Origin of the sequence: Methylobacterium sp. WL116 (assembly GCF_008039455.1) — a bacterium.
Lineage (GTDB): Bacteria > Pseudomonadota > Alphaproteobacteria > Rhizobiales > Beijerinckiaceae > Methylobacterium.
The window spans coordinates 12,633-33,350 of sequence record NZ_VRUV01000006.1; the positions used below are offsets into that span (position 1 = coordinate 12,633).

13 protein-coding genes are annotated in these 20,718 nt (G+C 67.3%); 4 read left to right on the forward strand and 9 right to left on the reverse strand.

The features are described from left to right. Positions 1 to 86: 86 nt before the first annotated feature. Positions 87 to 536, forward strand: a complete 450-nt coding sequence (locus tag FV223_RS31435; protein ID WP_246689570.1) for a hypothetical protein — start codon at positions 87 to 89, stop codon at positions 534 to 536. Positions 537 to 1,032: 496 nt separating this feature from the next. Then, positions 1,033 to 2,124: a hypothetical protein gene (locus FV223_RS01585; protein ID WP_147725079.1), complete on the forward strand. Its 1,092-nt coding sequence runs from the start codon at positions 1,033 to 1,035 to the stop codon at positions 2,122 to 2,124. Positions 2,125 to 2,160: 36 nt separating this feature from the next. On the opposite strand, the gene FV223_RS01590 is transcribed toward FV223_RS01585, so the two are convergent. The 3 genes from FV223_RS01590 to FV223_RS01600 all read right to left on the reverse strand — a co-directional run bounded on the left by FV223_RS01590 (position 2,161) and on the right by FV223_RS01600 (position 3,897). Beyond that, a complete protein-coding gene (locus FV223_RS01590) occupies positions 2,161 to 2,535 on the reverse strand; it encodes a hypothetical protein (RefSeq protein ID WP_147725080.1) in 375 nt (124 codons plus the stop codon). A 113-nt stretch (positions 2,536 to 2,648) separates the two neighbouring features. Next, positions 2,649 to 3,323 (reverse strand): hypothetical protein, encoded by a 675-nt coding sequence (locus FV223_RS01595; protein WP_147725082.1) that lies wholly within the window; start codon positions 3,321 to 3,323, stop codon positions 2,649 to 2,651. Between the two features lie 82 nt (positions 3,324 to 3,405). Beyond that, entirely contained in the window at positions 3,406 to 3,897 is a 492-nt protein-coding gene (locus FV223_RS01600; RefSeq protein WP_147725084.1) for a hypothetical protein, read from the reverse strand. A gap of 356 nt (positions 3,898 to 4,253) precedes the next feature. Here FV223_RS01600 and FV223_RS01605 point away from each other — a divergent pair, with 356 nt between their 5' ends. Further along, positions 4,254 to 4,808, forward strand: a complete 555-nt coding sequence (locus FV223_RS01605) for a hypothetical protein (RefSeq protein ID WP_147725086.1) — start codon at positions 4,254 to 4,256, stop codon at positions 4,806 to 4,808. A 50-nt stretch (positions 4,809 to 4,858) separates the two neighbouring features. Here the strand turns inward: FV223_RS01605 and FV223_RS01610 are convergent, their stop codons facing one another. Beyond that, positions 4,859 to 7,450, reverse strand: a complete 2,592-nt coding sequence (locus FV223_RS01610; RefSeq protein WP_147725088.1) for a recombinase family protein — start codon at positions 7,448 to 7,450, stop codon at positions 4,859 to 4,861. A gap of 974 nt (positions 7,451 to 8,424) precedes the next feature. Here FV223_RS01610 and FV223_RS01615 point away from each other — a divergent pair. Further along, positions 8,425 to 8,700, forward strand: a complete 276-nt coding sequence (locus FV223_RS01615) for a hypothetical protein (protein ID WP_147725090.1) — start codon at positions 8,425 to 8,427, stop codon at positions 8,698 to 8,700. Here FV223_RS01615 and FV223_RS01620 read toward each other — a convergent pair. From FV223_RS01620 to FV223_RS01640, 5 genes are all read right to left on the reverse strand, one after another. Next, positions 8,697 to 11,972, reverse strand: a complete 3,276-nt coding sequence (locus FV223_RS01620; protein WP_147725092.1) for an error-prone DNA polymerase — start codon at positions 11,970 to 11,972, stop codon at positions 8,697 to 8,699. The genes FV223_RS01615 and FV223_RS01620 overlap by 4 nt on opposite strands. Beyond that, positions 11,972 to 13,489 (reverse strand): DNA polymerase Y family protein, encoded by a 1,518-nt coding sequence (locus FV223_RS01625; RefSeq protein WP_187276012.1) that lies wholly within the window; start codon positions 13,487 to 13,489, stop codon positions 11,972 to 11,974. Before FV223_RS01625 ends, FV223_RS01620 begins: the two co-directional genes overlap by 1 nt. After that, positions 13,401 to 14,177 carry a damage-inducible mutagenesis protein gene (locus FV223_RS01630; RefSeq protein WP_147725096.1) on the reverse strand — a complete coding sequence of 259 codons (777 nt, stop codon included), beginning with the start codon at positions 14,175 to 14,177 and terminating at the stop codon, positions 13,401 to 13,403. Before FV223_RS01630 ends, FV223_RS01625 begins: the two co-directional genes overlap by 89 nt. A 242-nt stretch (positions 14,178 to 14,419) precedes the next feature. After that, positions 14,420 to 15,907 carry a hypothetical protein gene (locus FV223_RS01635; protein ID WP_147725098.1) on the reverse strand — a complete coding sequence of 496 codons (1,488 nt, stop codon included), beginning with the start codon at positions 15,905 to 15,907 and terminating at the stop codon, positions 14,420 to 14,422. Then, the gene (locus tag FV223_RS01640; protein ID WP_147725099.1) at positions 15,904 to 20,649 is read right to left on the reverse strand and encodes an AAA domain-containing protein; all 4,746 of its coding nucleotides are present in this window, start codon (positions 20,647 to 20,649) and stop codon (positions 15,904 to 15,906) included. The genes FV223_RS01635 and FV223_RS01640 overlap by 4 nt, the downstream gene beginning before the upstream one ends. Positions 20,650 to 20,718 lie beyond the last annotated feature (69 nt).

Consider the following 20,718-nt stretch of genomic DNA (forward strand, 5'->3'; position numbering starts at 1 on the left):
CCGCATCCTGCCTCGAACCGATTTGAGCCTGTCCATCTTCGGAAGCGAGGCGGACGTGACGGAGAGTCCGGTCGCATACGTAGGCGATGCTTGACGCCGATCGGCGGTCTCCCAAGGGCCGCGGCAAGGTGGCGTTCGTAGACATCAAGGAACTCACCGAGGAACCGCTTCTCCGTATCCTGACGATGAACGGCGTGAAGGCGGTCGTGGACCTGCGTCCGCTCCCGATCTTCGAGCGACCCCGCTTCCGGCACGGGCAGGTGATCTTCTACCTGCACGATCGTGACATCAGGTACGTCGAGTTCGCCTTGATGGTGCGGCGCCCCATGCGGATGGGGACCGCGTTGGCGGCGATGCACGCATCGGATCTTTATAGGAAGATCGAGCTTGCACTCGAAAACGGTCTGTCCCTCTGCCTCAACGACAAGGCTTCCAGGGACCTTGGCTGGTTGGACGAGATGCGACGCCTCGTGCGTCTTTCGAAGGCCCGCCTGTCCGAGCTTCGCTCCCGTGCGCTGATCGGGATGCCCCTTTGACCCCCTGGGCGTGACCAGCTCCCGCCGCGGCCCGATGCGAAATCGCTCCGAAGCGATGCCCGGCCTCGCGTGTTCGCCCGAGAAGCCGGCAATGCGTCGCGGACGTTTCTCGCCGTGGGGAAGGGCGACCATTCCATTGGGTGCGACGCTACCGAAGCACGCCAAGCCGAACGCGTGTTTTCAGGCACCCCGGAGCAAGGGCAGGGACATGTGCCGGCGGGACCGTGCCTTGGACGTTCGCGGTCTTCGCGCGGGACCCGACAGGTTCGTCCCGCGACGCCCACGGTTCATCGCATCGGCTCACCGAGCTGGTAACGCCACGATATTGGCGCCTTGTCTGGATCCCGCATCGAAATTGATGACCGAGCATGCGAGTTCCCGGTCGCGGAATACCGCGCGTCGGTAGCGAAGTGTTGTGCTTCGGCTTGCCCTCGTGCTCTGTTCTGCCGATGCATGGCCTCGGCCACGACCGAAGGCTCGCTTCACGGGTCCGCGCATGCCGTCCGTACTTCGCCTGACCGCCTTGGCCGCCGGCGCCGTCCTGTCGCTGGTCGTGACGTCCGTCCACGGCCAGCAATCGGTCCTTACCCTTGCCGATTGGACGGCAACCGTTCCGATCGAGGGACCACGCACCTCGCATGCTGCGTTCGTGTCCGGGAATCGCCTCTACGTGCTGGGCGGCTTATTCGTCACGGGGAACGTGCCGACCTTGCTCGACGATGTGCAGGTCGCTGAGTTGGGCAACGACGGTTCGGTGCTCGGATCGGGATGGCGCGACGCCGGTCGCATCCCGGTCGCACGCTCCGGCCACGGCCTGATTGCCTTCGACGGTCGCGTCTACCTCGTGGGCGGATACTCCGCGACCGGGACGCTGGGCGATACGAACGTCGCCGCGCTTCGAGAAGACGGGAAGCTCGGTCCCTGGGTCCCGAGCCCCAATCGTCTCAACATCCCCAGGTCCAATCTCAGCCTGCAGATGTGGAAAGCTCCCTCGGGCCAGGCGCACCTGCTCGCGATAGGAGGGGTCAACCAAGTCGGATCCGACACGGTCCATTTCGACGAGGTGGAGGTCGCGACGGTTTCCGGCGACGGGTCCGTCGGGCCCTGGCGCGTCTGCCCCTTCCATATGAAGGGCGGTCGATCCGCGCCCGGCACCGCGGTGCAGGGCAATGTCCTGATCGTGCTCGGCGGCTGGGGCGACCTCCTCGACGACGTCTTCGGGGATATCCAGACGAGCCCTCTCGGCGAGGATGGTTGTCCAGGCCCGTGGGCGACCTCGCCGCGCCCCTTGCCGCTGCCTGTCTATGGCCATTCGGTGGTCGTCATGGGCGCCACGGGTCCGATCACCGCGTTTGTGCTCGGCGGTAACGCGGGCCAAGGCAATTACTTGAACACGGTGCAGACCGTATCCCTCGGGAAAGACGGCCGACCGGGAGGCGTCGGTCTCGACAGCCATCTTTTCGCGACGGCCCGCTGGGGCCACGCCACGGTTCGCTACAACGATTACGTCTACGTGATCGGAGGTGCTCGACGCGGTGAGGGCGGGTTCCTGTCCGACGTGCAATATACCCGCGTCCCTCCCCCCTGAGATGGCGATCCGACCGACCTCCGTCGAATCGAGGAACTAGCCGGCGACCCTGGAGAGACGGTGTCCGGGGGGCAGGTCGCGAGTGGTGTTCGCGATGGTCCATAGTGCCTCGTTGGCCGCCGGTTCACGCGTGATGGTCCCGAACGGATCGAAGGCGCAATACATCAGGCCCTCCTCCTCGTCCTCATGGCAGAAGAGCAGCCCGATTTCCCTGTCCTCGCTTACCAGAACCGAATAGGCGACGGTCAGTGGCCGCGATATAGCCTCCGCGATCTCCGCGGGCAAGCTATCGGGCATCGCGTAGGAAGCCCGATCCGCGATCTCCCGGAGGTCGCAATAGAAGGACATGTCATCGTCGGCCGTCGGGGAAAAGCTCGGCGGCGAGGTCGATATGCGGATCGGCAGACGCATGGTAAAATCCCGTGGTTGAAGGGTATCGGCGACCTGAAGGTCGGTCGCGAGAACAGGAAAAATTCTGGGTGTGGGAGCCCGGCGTCCGATTTCGACCTGAAGGGTTTGCTTCTTCAGCTCGCCCGCTCGCAGAAGGCCCGGAAAATGACCTCGTCCCGCTGATCCGTGGTGGTCCATGCCGAAAGCCGTCCCAGGATGTGCAACGCCGCGTGACCGTCCATCTCGACGACCTTGTGCGGCCAGGCGCGATCGAGCGAGACGGTCAGCGCCAACGTGCCGTCCTCGGTATGGAAGCTCATGAGCGCCACGGGACCGACGATGCAGACGGCGACGACGAAACCACCGAGCGTGCGGAAACGGATCGAGGGATCGGTCGGCATTCCCTCGCCGTGAGCGACGATGGTGGCCGCGAGGCGCAGAGCTGCAAAACGGCGAACCGAGCGTCCCGTTCGGTGGATCGGGACATGTCTGCCGTACACCGGCCGCCCGATGCGTCGGTCGTTCCCCACCCGTTGTCCGGGTGCGGCCAGACCGTGCTTCCAGGACAGTACCAGGCAGGTGACCTGCGTGACCCAGTCTCCCGGCACATAGGTCCGGACTCGGATATGGTCATCTCCAGCATCCCCGTCCAGGACAAGATTACCATTCCACCACAGCCGGTGGCGGTCGATGCCATGCCTGTAACGCCGGCTCTTCAGAACCATCTCTGGACCGATCCGGCGCACTTCCACACCACGGTGTTTCTGGATCACCCCGGTGACGTCCGAAAGTTCTTCGACGAGGGCCAAGATCCTGCGTCCGGCGGGAAGATTATCGACCGATGATCTGACCATGACCAAATCCACTTGAAGATTGTCGGACTCCGGAAGATCAGTCGATAGCCCGCCGGTAAAGCGAACCGTCGAAGCGGACCATCTTGTCTCGCCGTAGCCGTCTGAGTGCTTTCGAGACCGTGTTGTCCCTCTGTCCACCATGAGGGGCGTCCCCGCGGAGCTTCACCAGGATTTCCGCGGTGGTGATTCCGGCGTCACCGGCGCGATCGATGACCGCAAGAGCGTCGTCCGCCGTGCTGGACCGCTTCGTGCCGGCACGGCGCAGCACCGTCCGGGGCCGCCTTGGCTCGGCGGATGCGTCCGGGGCGTGTGCGACGGGATCCGTGGTTCGTGGCTGGGCCGCCGCTTCGTGCCGCGCCATATCAGGCTCGGACGGACGTCCGTCCTTTCCTTCAAGCCTGCGAATGATGGCGTTGCGTTCCCACTCCGCCCCGGCCAGGAACACCGTCTTCAAAACTTTGTGGAGCTGGTCGCCGAAGGATCGAGCGGCAGCGTCCGCAGCTCGATCGCGAAATTCCTCGTCTGTCATCCGCGGTGTCCTCCATGCCTTGTCGAGATAGGCCGCAGCGCAGCCCATGTCCAGGAAATAACACATCAAGGAAGGAAGGGAATGTTCAGGCCGATCCCCTAAGGACATGACTCGGCTTGAGGTCGTGTTCTCGGGCCCTGCAGAACACCTCTGCGACGGGATTTGACGACCTCCGGCCACGCCCAAGTCGACGATATTCCGCAGCGATCGCGCCGCGGACATCGGACGCATTCCAGCATCGGTCTGGCCGGGGGGACCGAAAGCGCGTCGGCGCCGGTCCACCGAGAGCGCAAAACGCCTTGACAGAAAGCTGTAGGCATGAATCCGTGGTGATTCTGCTTCGAGGAGGCTTGTCCGTGTTCACTCCGCCAGACCACCTTTACGCCGCCAGGAAGGTCGCACTGACCAAGCGGATGTTCGAAGAGGCGGGCCACCCCCTGTCGCAGGACGATTGTCGGCGGATCGTCGCTCTGGCGTGGGGGTACGCCAGTTGGAACCACGTGAAGACGGCGATGGATGAGGGGTATGCCCCAGGCCCCTTCGACGAGGCCCTCGCGGGCGAGGACTTCCTGATGGCGTCTGCGGATGCCCCGGGCGCCATGATCGTGGCCCGACGGCGCGGATCCACCGGCAACGCCGTACGGGCCGTGACCCGCCTTCCCTTCAACGTGTGTGATTCCTTCTCCTCTTATGTACGCCTGACGAACGACCCGACCGCTCGGTCGGGAAGGAAGGAAGCGGGCCCGTCGTCGGAGGCATGGCTCACGCCGGTTCAGTTCGCCGAGAAAGTGAAGCGCGGCTCGCAACCGCCTCCGGCGATCCTTGCCGACTTCGCGCGGTCGCTTGCTTCGGCCTCCCGCGACATCGCCCCGTTCGTTCCCCTCCTTCCCGGCCAGCGTCCCCACCGGTGAAGGCGGGGGCCGGCCAGGACGGCGTGTGATCGGTGGGGCCGCGGCACCACCTAGCAGGTCCTCCGGCTGCGTCCGACGGCCCCGCCCTCCTTGCTGGGCGGACGCAACTCGGCGGGCGCCACGCCACCGTGACGTGCGTACCGAGACCTCTTCGGCGTCGGACCCCGCCATTCGGCCGAGCCGCGTTTCCGCTTCGCAAGGCGATCCACGTCGAGCCCATCGAGCAGTGCGGGAAAGCTTTCGCGCCACATCGCGACCAGTCTGTCCCAGCTGCCGCTCGACACGAGCCGGCGCATGGCGTTTTCCACCACGCGTCCGTCGCCGAAACGCTGCGGCAGCCGCCGCCACGACATGCCCGTCCGCAAGGCAAGGATGACGGCCTCCAGAAGCAGGCGGCCGGGGAGCCCACGCGTGTTCTTGTAGGACAGCTCGACGCTGGGGTGCAGCAGCGGCGCGGAAGCCGCCCACTGCGCGTCGTCGAGTGCCGTCTGTCCGTCGAGCGCATGAAGGCGCGCTGCGCCACCGCGACGCTCGCGCCAATCCTCGGCTCCCACCTTCCACCGGGAGCGGGCGGATACCACCGGCCGCAGGTCGAGGCTTTCCACGAAACCGGGGTCCGATCCCTGCAGCGCGTCGAGGAGGATCTGGTCGCCCGCTGCGTAGATGAACCTGGTGATGGCACGTTCCATCTCGATGGAGTCTCCGCAAGCGGAGGACAGGACCGGCAGGCCGGTCCTCAGGCGGAGCAGGAGGGCATCGACCACGTCGCGCGTCGAGAGATGCCGGGAATCCGCGCGGCGGCTCGTCACGTCAGGCAGCCGGTCGGCGACCAGTTCCCACCGCCTGTCGTCGATGCGGTGCTCGCCTGTGCTCTTGAGGGCGGCGGCGGCGTCGCCCAGACGCGCGTGGCGCCCCATCGAATGCTCGATGGCGACCTCGACGACATCGCTTTCGAGGCACGATGGGGCCGCGCGATCGTCGTCATGGAGGAAGGCGAAGAAGTCCAGTTCGATGCGCAGGTTCAGGGTCCCCTTCGGCTGTTGCGCGCGCCGGACGACGACCCGTTTCACGAGCCGTGCCAGGGCTAGCGAGAACTCCGACTCGCCCGCCGTGGTCGCCCTGAAGGGCAGGCGCGTCATGATGTGGTCGAGCGTATCGGACAGGGCGCGAAGCCGCTCGTCGGCGCCGAGCACCTCCGGCAATTCGACCAGCGCATCCAGTTTCCCCTCGGCTTCCTTGAGCTGCGCATTGAGCAAGGCGCGTTTCTCGGAGAGGATTTTCGGGGGGTAACCGCCTCGGATGTCCTCGTCGAGAAGGCGCATGAACTCCGCGTGCACGTTCTCGATCTCCCGCATGGCGTCGGCGCGCGCCAACCTGCGCCGGGCTGCCGTCTCGCGAAGGGAACGATCGACGGCGACGGCGAAGTCCTCCTCGTCGATGAAGGACCGTAGTTTCGCCCCGATCGCGTCCAGGACGGCCCGCTCGACGTGCGACGTGATGATCGAATGGGTGCGCGCCCGACACCCGTCCCCTTCCTGGTAGCGGTTGCAGGTCATCTGCCGGGGCGACATCACGAACCGCTGGCCGGGCTCCCCGCAATCGCATGAAGCCTTGCCCGCCAGGAAGTGCGGGAAAGTTCGGGGAGTGGACCCCCGCGGACGCCGGCGTGAATTGACCGCGTAGAAGAGTTCGTCTGGAACGATGCGAAGGTTCTCGAAGTGTGCCTTCGACATCTCGCTCGGATGTCGAAGGACCTGCTTCTGCGTGTTACTCTTGCGGTCGTAGACGGTCCTCGTGAAAGGGTAGAACCAACGGCCCGTATAGGCGATCTGACCGAGCATGTTGGCGACGGTCGTTTTCGTCCATTTACAATCCTTGCTCGGCCCGGGAGCACCGCGGGCCTTCATCGCGATGCCGATCTTCCGGTAGGACACGCCGGTCGCCGCCATCTGGAAGACCAAAAGGATTATCTCCGCCTCCGGTCCATACACGACGAGAAAGCCCCTTTCCTCGCCGTAGCGGTAACCGAAGAACTCACCCGAATGAGCGCCGCCGGCGGCCGCGTGCTGAAACCTGCCCATGCTCAAGATAAGGTTTCGTCGGTCGCGGTCGGCCTCGGCCTTGAGCGCGGCCTCGATCACCTCCTTCTTGGACAGCACCTTCCTGTCGCCTGCGCTATGGAACTCGACGCCCAACCCCATCAACTCCTCGCAGAGCTCGACGGCGTCATACGTCTCGCGGGACCAACGGTCGAAATCCTCGACCATGATGATCACGATCTTGCCCGCGCGGCAATCGGCCAGCAATCGCTGGAGACTTTCACGGTTCTTCGTCGTCCTCGCGCTGCGAGCGGGGTCGGCGTAGAGCACGTAGATGGCGTAACCCAGCGACAGCATGTACGCCGTCACGATGCTGATTTGCCGGTCGATGCTTTGCTGCTTCTGCTTTCCGGAAGAGTACCGGGCGTAGAGGGCGACGACGATCAGCTTGTCGGGCGCCGCGAACTTATCCTGTCGCTCCACGTCCAAGTTGGCGCGCAGCGCCATCTGGTCGAGCGGCGACAGGACGCGCGTCTCGTCCCGGTTCCTCAGGTCGACGGCACCGGGAAGCAGGGGAGCGGGCTTGGGATCGTCTTGAGCCATGGCCTCGCCTCCTTCAGGACTTCACGGGTCGGCCGGAGCGCGTGGCTCCGAGCGGGCGACGCGGTGTCCGGCACAGGGTCGACGCGACAGACTCGGACCCAGGATTTGCGACCCCGCTTCCACCGACACACTCGGCGAAGGGGCGGAGGTCGACGGCATCGAGAGAGCTTCGCGTATGGTCGGGCTCACCGCGCGGCGAGGCCGCGATCGCTCCGCAGCGGCCCGATGGACCGACGTGGTGCCGCGCCAGTTGCCGGCTTCGCTGGGCACGATACCGTTCCGCAAGTACGCCCATGATGCGTTGTCCCTCGTCCTTCATGACCGCGGTCCCTCCTTGCGCGTCGACGATGGGACGTCGGCGTCCCCGCTGTCGCTCCGTGCTCGTCGGGGGGAACTAAGGCCTCGTTCCTGGACTGCAAGGTCCGGGGACAAATCCGTTTCCCCTCGTGTCGGGCTTGGGCTCTCTCCGCCGCCATTGCGACCAATCCTTCGAGCAGCGCATCCATCACGGTCAGGGACGCGTCCGGCCCGGACGGCCCACGTCGAAAGCGTCTGATCCCCATAGGCAGAGCAATCCTTTCTGTTTCGATGTAGCCAGGGCTCGGGCGGCGGGGGTTTGCGCGCAGGCATGACATGCCGCGAAAGCCCGCAGGGGCTCCGGCTCGGTCCACGATCTGATGCTAAGGAACGAATTATATCAGGAAGGATTACGGCCGGCAACGTTTCCGGAGCTGTTCCCTCCTGATCACATGATCGATACAGTGACCTCGATGCTTGCGAGTTACACGACAAAAACTCGAAACCGCACATCTCACGACTGTAAATCAATATCCTTCGAGATAAAATTTTCACGTAAAATAGTATTTCAATGCATAGCAGATGCTTTCCGTTATGGTTATCGGGTCTTCCAATGAGCAGGTTAGGCGCGGGAAATCGTAATCATTGCCGGGAAAGGAAGGCTTTGAAGCTGTCGCATGTGCCCGAGCTTCGTCCGCGGAGTGATCGACGGCGCCCGCTTGCAGGTTCTGCGGGACGGGGGCGGCTCGATGTCGGAGCACACCAGGATCCTGTTGATCCGCGACCCGCCGACAGCGACCGGCGACCAGGCGCTCGACATCGTCGCCCGCTTCATCGACGGCCGCCCTGAGAGCCGGCCGCTTCCCCACGCCGCGGTCGTGTTCCAGGCGTTGGCACCGCGTGGCCGTGCCGGAAGTGAGGCTGGTCCAACGGGGCTCGGATCGTCGGGCTAGCGGAAATTTCGCGTCGCGACCCTGATCTCCTGAGCGATGGCAGGGGCAGCGGGTGGGGTGACGGCACCCGTCGCCCCGCCGGATGCGCTCGGCTCGCGCTGGTCCCGTCCGCCGCTCCGCGCCTCGTCGCCGCGGCCGTGCGGCAACGGGAACGCGGCCTCACGCCCCGTCCGATCGCCGACCCGACGCAGCAGCGCGGTCAGGTCGACGAGGCTATCCACGAGGACGTGAACGACGAGACCCTGCCTTTGCACGCGGCCGCGCACACCCATCATGCCGGCGGTCAGGATCAGCCGCCGGTGGCGTTCGAACACGGGCGGCCAGACGATGAGGTTGGCGATCCCGGTCTCGTCCGCCAGGGTGACGAACATCGTGCCGTTGGCCGAGCCGGGCTTCTGACGCATCAGCACTAGGCCGGCCAACACCAGCGCCCGCCCGCTGGGCGCGTCGTCGAGCACCCGACACTGCCGGTAGCCTTGGGCCGCGAGGTCGCTCCGGACGAAGGCGAGCGGGTGCGCGCGCAGGCTCAGGCCGGTGGCGTGGTAGTCCTCCACCACCTCCCGTCCCGCGCTCATCGGCACCAGGTCGACCCCCGGCTCGACGCGCTCGGGTCGCGGTTGCCCCTCGCGCGCGTCGGCCGCCGCGAACAGGTCGAGCGGCCGGTCGGCTAGGCCGCGGATGGCCCAGAGCGCTGCGCGGCGGTCGAGGCCCAGCGACAGGAAGGCGTCGGCCCCGGCCAACGCCCGCAAGCCCCTCGCCGATATGCCGGCGCGGCGCCAGAGATCCTCGACCGAGGCGTAGCCGGAGGCCGGCCGCACCGCGACCAGCAGCGCGACGTCACGCTCAGGCAGGCCACGGACCATGCGAAAGCCCTCGCGCACCGCAAGCCAGCGCCCGCCCGCCGGCTCCAGGGTGCAATCCCGGACCGAGGCGTCGACGTCGACCGGCCGGATCTCGACGCCGTGTGCCTGTGCGTCCCGCACGAGCTGCGCAGGAGCGTAGAACCCCATCGGCTGCGCGTTCAGGAGCGCGCAGCAGAACACGTCGGGATGCCGGCACTTCAGCCAGGACGAGGCGTAGGCGATCAGGGCGAACGAGGCGGCGTGGCTTTCCGGGAAGCCGTAGAAACCGAACCCTTCGAGCTGCCTGAAGGTGCGCTCGGCGAACTCAGGGTCGTAACCGTTGCCGACCATGCCCTGCACGAGCTTGTCCCGGAACTGGGACACGCCGGCGGTGGACTTGAAGGTCGCCATCGCCCGGCGCAGCCGGTCGGCCTCGTCCGGCGTGAACCCGGCCGCCACGATGGCGACCTGCATCGCCTGTTCCTGGAAGAGCGGCACGCCAAGCGTCTTCTCCAGCACCCGGCGCAGCGCCTCGGTCGGGTAGGTCACCCGCTCCCGGCCCTCGCGTCGGCGCAGGTAGGGGTGGACCATGTCGCCCTGGATCGGGCCGGGCCGGACTATCGCGACCTGGATGACGAGATCGTAGAAGGTGGTCGGCTTCATCCGCGGCAGCATCGCCATCTGCGCCCGGCTCTCGATCTGGAACGTGCCGACCGTGTCGGCACGCCGGATCATCGCGTAGGTGGCGGGATCCTCGGCGGGAATCGTCGCCAACTCGGTCGGGGCACCGGGGCGATGGACGGCCAGCAGGTCGAAGGCCCGGCGCAGGCAGCCGAGCATCCCGAGGCCGAGCACGTCAACCTTCATGAATTTCAGGGTCTCGATGTCGATCTTGTCCCATTCGATGGTCTGCCGGTCGGCCATCGTCGCCGGCATCACCGGGCAGAGCTCGTCGAGGCGGTGCAGGGTCAGCACGAAGCCGCCGGGATGCAGGCCGAGGTGGCGCGGCGTGTCGATGAGCTGTCGCGCCGGGTCGAGCGTCATCCGCAGGCGCCGGTCGTCGGGGTTGAGGTTGAGGCTCGCCACCTCCCGATCGCCGACGCCGTCCCTCGACATTCCCCAGACGAGGCCGGCGAGCGCGCCGGTGACGTCCTCGGGCACGCCGAGCGCCTTGCCGACCTCGCGCACGGCGCCGCGCGTGCCGTAGCGGATGACGGTGGCGCAGAGCGCGGCGCGATGGCGGCCATAGGTCTCGTAGACCCACTGGATCACCTCTTCCCGGCGCTCGTGCTCGAAGTCGACGTCGATGTCCGGCGGGTCGCCGCGGTTCTCCGAGATGAACCGTTCGAACAGCAAGCCCTGCCGCACCGGGTCGATTGAGGTGATGCCGAGGACGAAGCACACGGCGGAGTTCGCGGCCGAGCCCCGGCCCTGGCATAGGATGCCCCGGGTGCGGGCGAACCGCACGATGCTCTCCACCGTGAGGAAGTAGGCCGCGTAGGCGAGCCGCTCGATCAGGGTCAGCTCGTGCCGGATCTGCGCTGCGACCCTGTCGGGGAGCCCGTCCGGGTATCGATCGGCGGCGCCCGCCCAGGTCAGCGCCTCAAGGCGGTCCTGCGCCGGGGTGCCGTCCTCGGCGGCCTCGGTCGGGTAGCTGTAGGTCAGCTCGTCGAGGGAGAACCGGCACCGGTGGAGGATCTCGCCGGTGCGCGCGACCGCGTCGGGATGGCGCTGCATCAGGCGCTCGGCCTCGGGCGGGGCGACGAGGTGGCGCCCGGCATGGCGCTCGCGGGCATGCCCGAGCCGATCGACCGTCGTCCGGAGCCGGATCGCCGTGACCACGTCCTGCAGCACCCGCCGGTCGGGCACGTGATAGAGCACGTCGCCGGTCGCCATGGTCGACACCCGGGCGTCCCGCGCCATCGCGGCGACAGCCTCCAGGCGCAGGGCGTCGTCGGGCCGGTAGCGGCGGGTCAGGGCGCAGTAGGCCCGGTCGCCGAAGAGCGCCTTCAGCCGCGCGAGGTCGTCGGCGAGCGCCGCATCGGGCCGGTCGGTGAGAAGCACCGCAACGAGCCCGTCCGCCCACGCCCCGACATCGTCCCAATGCAGCCGGCAGCCGCCCTTCTCGGCCCGGCCCTTGCCGAGGGTGAGTAGGCGGCAGAGGCGTCCGTAGGCGGCCCGGTCGATCGGATAGACCAGGAGCGAGGGGCCGCCGGGCTCCGTCAGGTCGAGCCGGCAGCCGACCACCAGCCGCAGGCCCGTGGCCTTGGCGGCGTCATGGGCCTGGACGATGCCGGCGAGCGAGTTGCGGTCGGCGATCCCGAGCGCCTGGTGCCCGAGGAGGGCGGCGGTCGCGAACAGGTCCCGAGGCGAAGAGGCGCCGCGCAAGAACGAATAGTGCGTCGTGGCCTGGAGCTCGACGTAGGCCATCAGGCTTCGCCGACGCCGTGCAGCCACCAGCGTCCGCCCTCGGCCGCCGGGGCGTCCCGGAACAGCCAGAACCGGTCGCCGCCCTGCGTCTCGACGCGGTAGTAATCCCGCACGAGCCCCCACTCCGCGTCGGAGACCCACCACTCGCCGTGGATCCGCTCCGGACCGTCGGCGCGGGCGACGCGGAGACGGGCGCGGCGCCAGACGAACAGCGCCGGCGGGTGGTCGGGCGCAAGCGTGACGACCGTCACCGATTCCGGCGGCCGGAGCAGTCGGACGGGCCGCGGCAGGCCGGAGGGCCAGTCTGCGTCGGGCACCGCCGCGAGGGGGTCGACGCGACGCACGGACCGTTCCGGCAATCCGCTGGCGACGGGAGCGATGCGGAACACCCGCCGCGCCCCGAGCCGGACCGTCAGGCGGTCCACGAGCTCGGCGAGGTCGGCGTCCGCGACCTCGCCCGACCGGTCGCCCAAGCCGGCTTGCGTCGCGTCGAACCATTCCACCCGCGAAGCGGCGAGCACCGCCTCGTCGATGCCGAAGCCGGGGTCGACCAGCGCCAGCCGCTCGACGAAAAGGCGCAGGATGTGGCGCACGGCCCGTGTCGGCTGCGCGGTCGCGACCCGCACCCCCTGGCTCACCCCGTCGACCCGACGGAACAGCAGGTCGAGGCGACGCACCCCGACCCCTTGCCGCTCCAGCACCGAGCAGAGATCGGTCAGGAGACGCTCCGTCACGCGAGCCAGGGTCTCGGGGGCGCTGATCGGCTCTGCGAACGCCATCTGGACGCTCGGCACCTCTGGCAGTGCGAGGTGGACCAGCGGCTCCGGCGCGTGGCCGAACGCCTGGTCGAGGCGCAGCACCGCCTCCTCGCCGAAGCGCAGGCGCAAGGGCGCACGGGGCTTGGCCGCGAGCTGGCCCACGCGCTCGATCCCGAGCTGCACCAGCCCGGCGATGGTGTCGCGGGAGAGCCGGAGGCTGCGCACCGGCAACTCGGCGATGGCGGCGGCCTGGCACCCTGGTCCGACCACGGGCTCGCGCGGTGCGAAGCGCGCCACCGCCCATGCCGCGCCCGGCGTGTCGGCGACGGCGGCTCGTGCGGAGAGCGCCCTTTGCGCCAAGCCGGTGACGAGATCATCGATCAGTCTCGCCTCACCTTGGAACAAGTGCGCGGCGCCGGCGACCTCGATCCAGAGGCCGTCCGGAACGTCGAGGGCGACGAGGGGGGGAAACCGGCGCAGGCACCAGGCCCCGAGCCCTTGAAGCGCAGCGGCCGCGGCCTCCGGGTCGGCCTCGACCACGGTGAGGTCGAGGATGGCAGCCTGCGCGTGCGCGACGGCCATGCCGGGTCGCAGGCCGAGGCGCCGTGCCGCACGGTCCACGGCCACGAGTACGCGCCGCGGGCCGTCGCTCGCGGCGACCACGAGCGGGCTATCCCACGCGGGCGCGCGGGACGCGTTCCGGCGCCGCCACAGGTCGGTCGACCAAGTCGGCAGGTAGACGGAGACGACCCGTCGCATCAGGCGCGTCCAGGATCCAGGAGCGGGGGGCGTCCGCACCACGGGCGCGGGTGAGTTCGACGAGCCAACGGGCCCGGGGCAGGCCGTGCGGCGGCGGCCCGGCGCCGGGCTGCGGAGACACACGCCAGCGGGTCAGCGCCACGGTGGGCTCGCTTTCGCCGGCCTCGCGATCCGCGCCTGTGCGCCACCGCCGGATGACGAGCGCCACGACGCCGGTGCGCTCGGCGGCGAGTTGCAGGCGGCGCGAGGCGGTGAGGCCGAGGCGGGAGACCTCGCCGACGACGGCGGCCAGCCCCTGTGTGCGCAGGCCCTCCTCCATCGCCGGCAGGACCTCGGCGTCGTTCCACGTCTCAGCGAACACGACGCGGCCCGGCATCAACCCGACGCCGACGAGCGCCGGGGCGAACAGGTCGCGCCCGCGCAGGCACCACAGCACCGGACCGGGCAGTCGGGCGAGGATCCCCGCCGTGAACAAGGCGGCGAGCGCCCCGTACTCCGCGGCCGCGCCGGCCTCGCTGACCTCGTGGAGCGCGCCGCAACGCAGGCCGCCTGTGGGCAGGTGGGCGTCGAGATCGGGCACGCCGAAGGCGAGGGCAGGCCGATGCCGGACGTGGTTGCGGACGAGGCCTTCGAGCTGCCGGCGCAGGTCGACGAGCCGGTCGTCGCGTCCGTTCGCGGCCTCCGGCATGACCTGATCCTCTTCCACACGGGCCGTGTTCTTACTTTGTTCTGATGCCTCGCTGAGTCAACGCACCGCGCGACCTGTGGATGGGCGTTCGGCAAACGCATGATCCGTAACTACAATCGCTCGAATAACGCTTGTGGACAGCGCGATATCGAGATGTCGAGCGTCGAAATTTCCGGTCGGGGCCCGGACCAGGGAGGGGAAGGTCGTGATGCTGGCCAACCTCGCATCACCGGCTTCTCAGGTCAGCCGGTGAGATGGCGTTCAAGCCCATCGAGAACTGCGTCGGCTCTCGTATCCCGTGCGGACCAAGCCACCGACGGCTCGTGCAGCTTCGTTACGACCTCGCCGAGCAACGATGCGACCGCGTCCACGATCCCGACGTTCCGGGTCGCGTATCCCATCGGCACGGGGAAGCCGTCCTTCGACGGGACGTGCAGTAGGACGACCGCCCAAAACCCAGGCTGAAGGATGACTTCGAGCGACAGTGGAAGTGAATGGGGAGGAATGACGACGCAGGCGTCGAACAAAGGCGTCTGCTTCCCATCACGCCCTCCGCCATAGGCGCGGACGAGATTGCGTTTCGACCTGTCATCATTGTCCGACCGCGGTAGCAGCACGATCCCGGCCTTCGGCGATAGACCGGACTTGATCCGTCTGGTCACATCGAGGAGGTCGCCGCTCGCCCCCCAGGCCGGATGCGCCGCCGGGACCCAGAGGACGGGTACATCCTCCGACCCCGGGCCGGCGACGCCGTCGAGGAAGTGGGAGAGGACCGATAGGACGCCGGGCGAAATGGCCGATCCCGCCAGACGGACGGAAGGCGCTAGCATGTCGGGAAGCGCCGCCGGCGGGGTACGCGACGCGATCTGCAACCAGAGTAGCGGTGACACGGTCGGTGACCCGGCGGAGCCTACCAGCACGCCACCATCCCAACGCGCCGTGGTTGCGGCACCCTCGGCGTGGTCGCCGGGCGCGACGATCCGCTTGATGGCGTCGCTCAAAGCCTCGACGAGCTCCTTGCGCGCGTCCCGCCGACCACGGTCGCGCAAGGCTGAGAAATCGGCGTCGATTCCATCGCTCTGGGATGGAGCGTATGTCATCGGGATGGTTATCGGCACGCTCGACCGTGCCAGCGGCACCACATCCCCGCTCAGGGTATGCAAGCGCATGCCCGACGCCCTCTCGCCACGGTACTTCCCGTCCCGCCACTCGCCGAAGTTGGCCCTAAAGCCTCGCGTTCCCTCCCTGCTGGCAGCCGCGGCCCGGTCCTTATCCGGTAGTTCGAGCTCGACCAGCCACGGCAACCTGACCGTCCCGGGAACCTCGACGGGCGCGAAGCTGAGGAGGTCAAGCGTCACCGTGTCTGAAAACGGTTCGATTTCGAGCAGCTTGAGTTCACCGCTCGCCGGGTCGAAGGCGCGCTCACCCTTCTGGGCGAGCCGGATCCGATCGCCGTCAACGTCGAGGTAACCGTCGAGGAGCAGCTCCTGCACGAGCGTGCGGGTCTCCCCGTCCGAGAAGCCGAGGAACGCGCCGAGCTCGCCGGGGCTCAAAACCTCGGCATCGCGAAGCAGCCTCAGGGCGAACTCGGTGGCAAGGCTGACGTAGCCGCTCCGCAGCAGGGTCCCCTCGACTTGAAACCGGCGGGCGGGGACGAGGAACGTGAGCCTGTCAACCGCAATCACCGCATCTTCGGGAACGAGCGCCAGGCGTGGGCGATCGGACGTCATGCCGCCTCCATCTGCGCCGCGGACCGGATCAAGCGACCGGCTGCCTCCATGTGCGTCAACACGTCGGGCAGTTTCCCCGCGGAGGACCTGAACAACTCCGCCGCGCCCACCACGACCAGGCGGTCCATTGCGCGGGACAAGGCGACGTTGATGCGGTTCTCCCGATCGAGGAAGCCGATCCGTCCTTTGTCATTGCTCCTCACCAAAGACACGATGACGATACGGTTCTCCTTACCCTGGTAGCTATCGACCGTCTCGACCTTGACGAGCGAGCGTAACTCCCGCGGGACGGACGAAGTCGCCAGGATGTCTTTGACGAGGTCGCGCTGGTGGGCATACATGCAGATCACGCCGACGAGCGGCTCGTCCTCGTCCAGGTCGACCTTTGCCTTTTCCAGGAATTCCGCCTCGACGGAAAGGCGCTCCAGCGCCCTGACGATCAGATGGGCCTCGCCGAGATTGCTGAATCCGTAGCCCTTCTTCGTTTCCCCGAGGGTCCCGCCGCTGTCCACCCAGGCGAATTGCCTGTCGAACGGGGCGGGCAGGCCGTCATAATGCGGCTCGGGCGGGCCGCGCTGCGTGATCAGGCCGACGTCCGGATAGAAGACGTCGGAGACCAGCTTGCCGATTTCCGGCGCCATCCTGTACTGGCGCTGCAGGGTCGCGCCGACCAGTTGCCCGTATCTTGACCCGAAGGCGCGCTCGAAATCGCTCCTGAGAAGTTCGGGTTCGTCGGTGATCCCGGTTTGTACCGCCAAGCGCTTCACGATCTCCCTGTCCAGGTTCGGCGGCAGTTGCCGATGGTCGCCGACGAGTAGGACGCGGTGGGCCGATTGCATCGCGACAGCCAGTTCGCTGGACGTGGCTCGGGCTGCCTCGTCGACGATCACGAGGTCGAAGGTCTTCTCGGTGATCCGCAGCTTGGTATCGCCGACGCCGACGCAGGTGCCGCATACGAGCCGGCGGCTGCCGGCTAGGAACTCTTCAAGGGTCCTGCTTTTGGTACGAAGGGTCCGCAGCCACTCCCGTCCGGTCTCACGCACCGCGCGCAGGCGTCCGACGGCGCTCAGGTCGCGGACATCATGGCGGACACAGAGGGCTTTGACCGTCGCACGTTCGACCTCACCCGGATCGTCGTCGACGTCGGCCTCGATCTCGAACCTTAGCATCTGGGCCGCCAGCGCCTCTTCGAGACCCTCGATTCGGTGCAGGAGGGAACTGGCGTCCTCGTCCCCTGCGTCGTACTCGATCTCGCGAAGTCGGGCGAGTTGACGGGCGATCTCGACGGGACCCTCGTACGCCTCGAAGAAGTCCTCCGCGAAAGGGCGAACCAAGCCGAGACCCCTGGCGATCATGCACAGACGCTCCTTCGCCTCGGCCTCGAACCGGGCGACGTACAGGTCGTGCACCGCACCCACGTGCGAGCGCCGCAACGGGTTCGAGATCTTGTCGGGATCCTTTGCGACCCGAAGGAGGTCCAGCCCCCCTTCCGTATCCTCCATGAGCGACTGGATGCGCTCAGCGGCGGTGTTCACGGCTTCGTGCGACTGCGAAACCAACAACACGTTGCGACATCCGCCCTCGGTCAGGGCATAGTGGGCGAAGGCCGCGATGAACTTGGTCTTTCCCGTCCCGGGAGGGCCTTGGAGCAGGCCGACGGGTCCTTTCCCCCAAAGCAGATGGAAGGCTTTCACCTGATCGGGGTTGAGTCCGTAACGGTCGAGGACCCCATCCTCGATGGGCTCACCCACGTCGGCGGGCTCCGCTTTCGAGCCGGGGTCGAAGTAGCCAACCAAGTCCCGGATCGGCGTCCGCCCCTCAAGGATACGCCGCACCGCGCGTGAGCGACGCTTCAGGCTCTCGGCGTCCTGCGTGGGTTGTATGGTGAGGACATCGCCCAGCTTCAGTTGCCGGAAACCTCCCGATACCTTGAACGCGAGGCTGCCGGCCACAGTGAGATCCGCTGCGACCGTACCGATGCGGGAGCCGTTGAAGTAGACGGCGTCACCCTCCTCGACCCCTTCGAGCGCGGCATCGCTGTCATGCGGCGCCCGTGCCACGCCGCTCGACAGGTCGGACACGACCTCGTCCAGAAGCGTCATGCTCGGCCTCAAGCTTTCTTCCGCCCGGATCTGTTCCAGCCAGAAGCGCGCGGTCGGGAAACGCGTCTGGCGGGGCGGCGAGACCCTGGGCGGCTCGGCCGGCGGCGGGTCGGGGGGTGCTAAGACCGCGTTCCCTGCCCATTCGGCAATACCGTCCTCGGCGAGGAGCGCTTCGATGCCGTCGACCGAGATACGTGCCGATGCGAACAACGTCACCGATCCCGGGATGCTGACCACCTTGTTACGGTTCGCCCATCCCGAAGTCTGCGTGGTGGCCTCACTGAGCCGGACGGATGTGATCAAGCGGGTCGCCCGGTCGAAGGCCAGAACAAGTTGGCGGTCGAAGCCGACCAGGTTGATCGCATCCGGTTCCGAGCTCGGAACGACATGGTATTTCCCGTCGTCGGCAAGCATCGTGCCCGGCTCGGCGCAGCGTGGGAAACCGATGATCAGCGCGTAGCTGTCGGAGGCCCGTTCCCTGGCGAGATCGGATAGGGCATCGGCCAACGGCCGCAACGTGGTCCACGGAGCTTCGGGATCAGCGCAAGCGTCGACGGCCTTGGACAGCGTGGCGAGGCTCGTCCCCTCGATAGCGAGAACCTTGGCAGCGATCTCCGTCACGATCGCCGCCGCGGCGTATCTGTCCCGCGCAAACGGGTCCGTCCCTCCCTCGGCGGGTACGTAGGCCAATGTCGTACGCTCCCCGGCCGCTTCCGTGCTGAAGTCCAGGAAGTCCACGATCCGCGGTTCTGGTCCCGCCTCCAGCGCGACGAGGATGTTACCCGGCGCGAGGTCGCCGTGCGGCACGCCGAGTTCGTGCGCCTCGGTCACGGCGTCGATGAGGAGGAGCGAGAATCGATTGAACTCCTCCGTGGACCAGCCGGAGACATCGAGGCCCTCCAACGGGTCCCCGACGAGATAATCCTGAAGGAGGAAGAGCCCGTCCTGGCTGAGGCAGGCCATCCGCACACGCGGAAGACGCCCGGTCCCGGAACCGCGCATCCGTTCCGCCCTGGCGAAGAACTCGATCAGCCTTGCGGCATTCCGCGCCTTCTCGCCCAGGGATCTCTCTGTCCAATTCTTGACCAGCAGCGTCTCACCGCCGACCGACGTCGTGTAGATGCGGCATCGCGTCTTCTGGATCATCGAGAGCACGGGGTAGTCCACCACCGGGTCGACGTCCTTCTCATAGGAGGAAAGGTCGATCGCCCCGAGCCCGGCGCCGTCCAGATCCAAGGCCGCCATAAGCGCGTCGTGGGCCGCGACCCCGTCCGGGAAACGCCTCGCGGGCTCCCAGTCCAGGCACCGGTCGAACCAGTCGCGGAGCGGCTCCGACACGATGGCCTTCGCGGCGTCGTCCAACGCCGCCCAGTCGGGCACCCTGTCCTCGACCGGCGGTGGCTCGCCCCCCAGCAGGCGCCAGGCCGCCAGCCCCATGAGGAAGACATCCTGATGGTAGGCGGTGCCCTGTTCAACGACGCCGGTGTCTTCCGGCAACGTCAGCCCGGCCCCGAGCAGCTTGATCCGCAAGAGGCCTATGGTTCGGCGTTCGGGGAACCAGGCCGCGCCGAAGCCCGACAACGTGACCCGCGCCCGGGCCGGATCCACCCAAACGGAGTGCAGTCCGAGATCCCTGTGTGCCACCTGTGCCCGGTGGAGACCTCCGACATGCGACGAAAGAACCTTCATCAGCTCAAGCCTGGCCCCGTCGTCGATCTGCGTACGACCGGCGACGGCCCGTGAAAGCCTCGTGAGGTGGCGGTCGCGATCAAACAGTTCCCAATGTCTCGCTCCGAGGTCCGGGTCGCCGGCCCGCGGGCGCAGCGCGAGGGCCGCCAACTCTGGATTGCGATCGATCATGTGGTCGATGACCGACTTTTCTCGTGTGAGCAGGTCCTTTCGCTCGGTCCCTAGCCGGAGCTCGTCGTCCTTGGTGAAGTCCCAGACCCTCAACAGCCCGGCCGCCATGGGGCTATCGACATCGCGAGCCTGATACTCGGCGAAGAGGCCGGTCCAGAACTCGGGGTTCGGATCGACGACCTCGTAGCCAGCGAAGCGCGTCTTCCGTGGCTCGAAGACCCGGCCGGGCGAGAAGAAGCGGAGCACGTGTCCCTTGTTCCGCGCATCCGTGAGGTCGTTTCCAGAATGGAAGGTCCGGTTCGTGAAGTGGGCGGCGTAACGCCTCGGATCCTTGAACTTTAGGAATTCGTCGATCCGCAGCACGGCCGCCGCATCCTGGGCCAGTCCGGTGGTGTCGCACTTGGGATGAGTGAGGACGACCAAACCGTCCACGTAGGGGCGGCCGAGCCTGAAAGATTCGGCTTCGAACACCTGTCTGAGCAGGATGGTATTTCCCCGCATCTTCTCGACGGGCGAGGTTTCCCTGCGTTCGCCGTCCTGATGCCAGTATCCGTCGACGAGCTCCAATCGTCCCCGCCAGTGCTTCAGGTCGACCATGACGATACGGTCGGACGTGACGAGTATCAGGTCGATCTCACGCTCATAACGGGGTTTGGTGGGGTGTCGTACCACGACGTTGGCGAACCCCATCCAATTGCTTGGGAACGCTGCCTCGATCTCCTTCAATGCGGGGATCTCAGACGGTAGAGGGCCTTCGACCGTGAATGTCTTGATCTTCACCTGACGACCTCTGCCACCGCAACGCTTCCCGAGGCCGGCCGCGAACAACCGGCGGGGGTTCAGTCGACG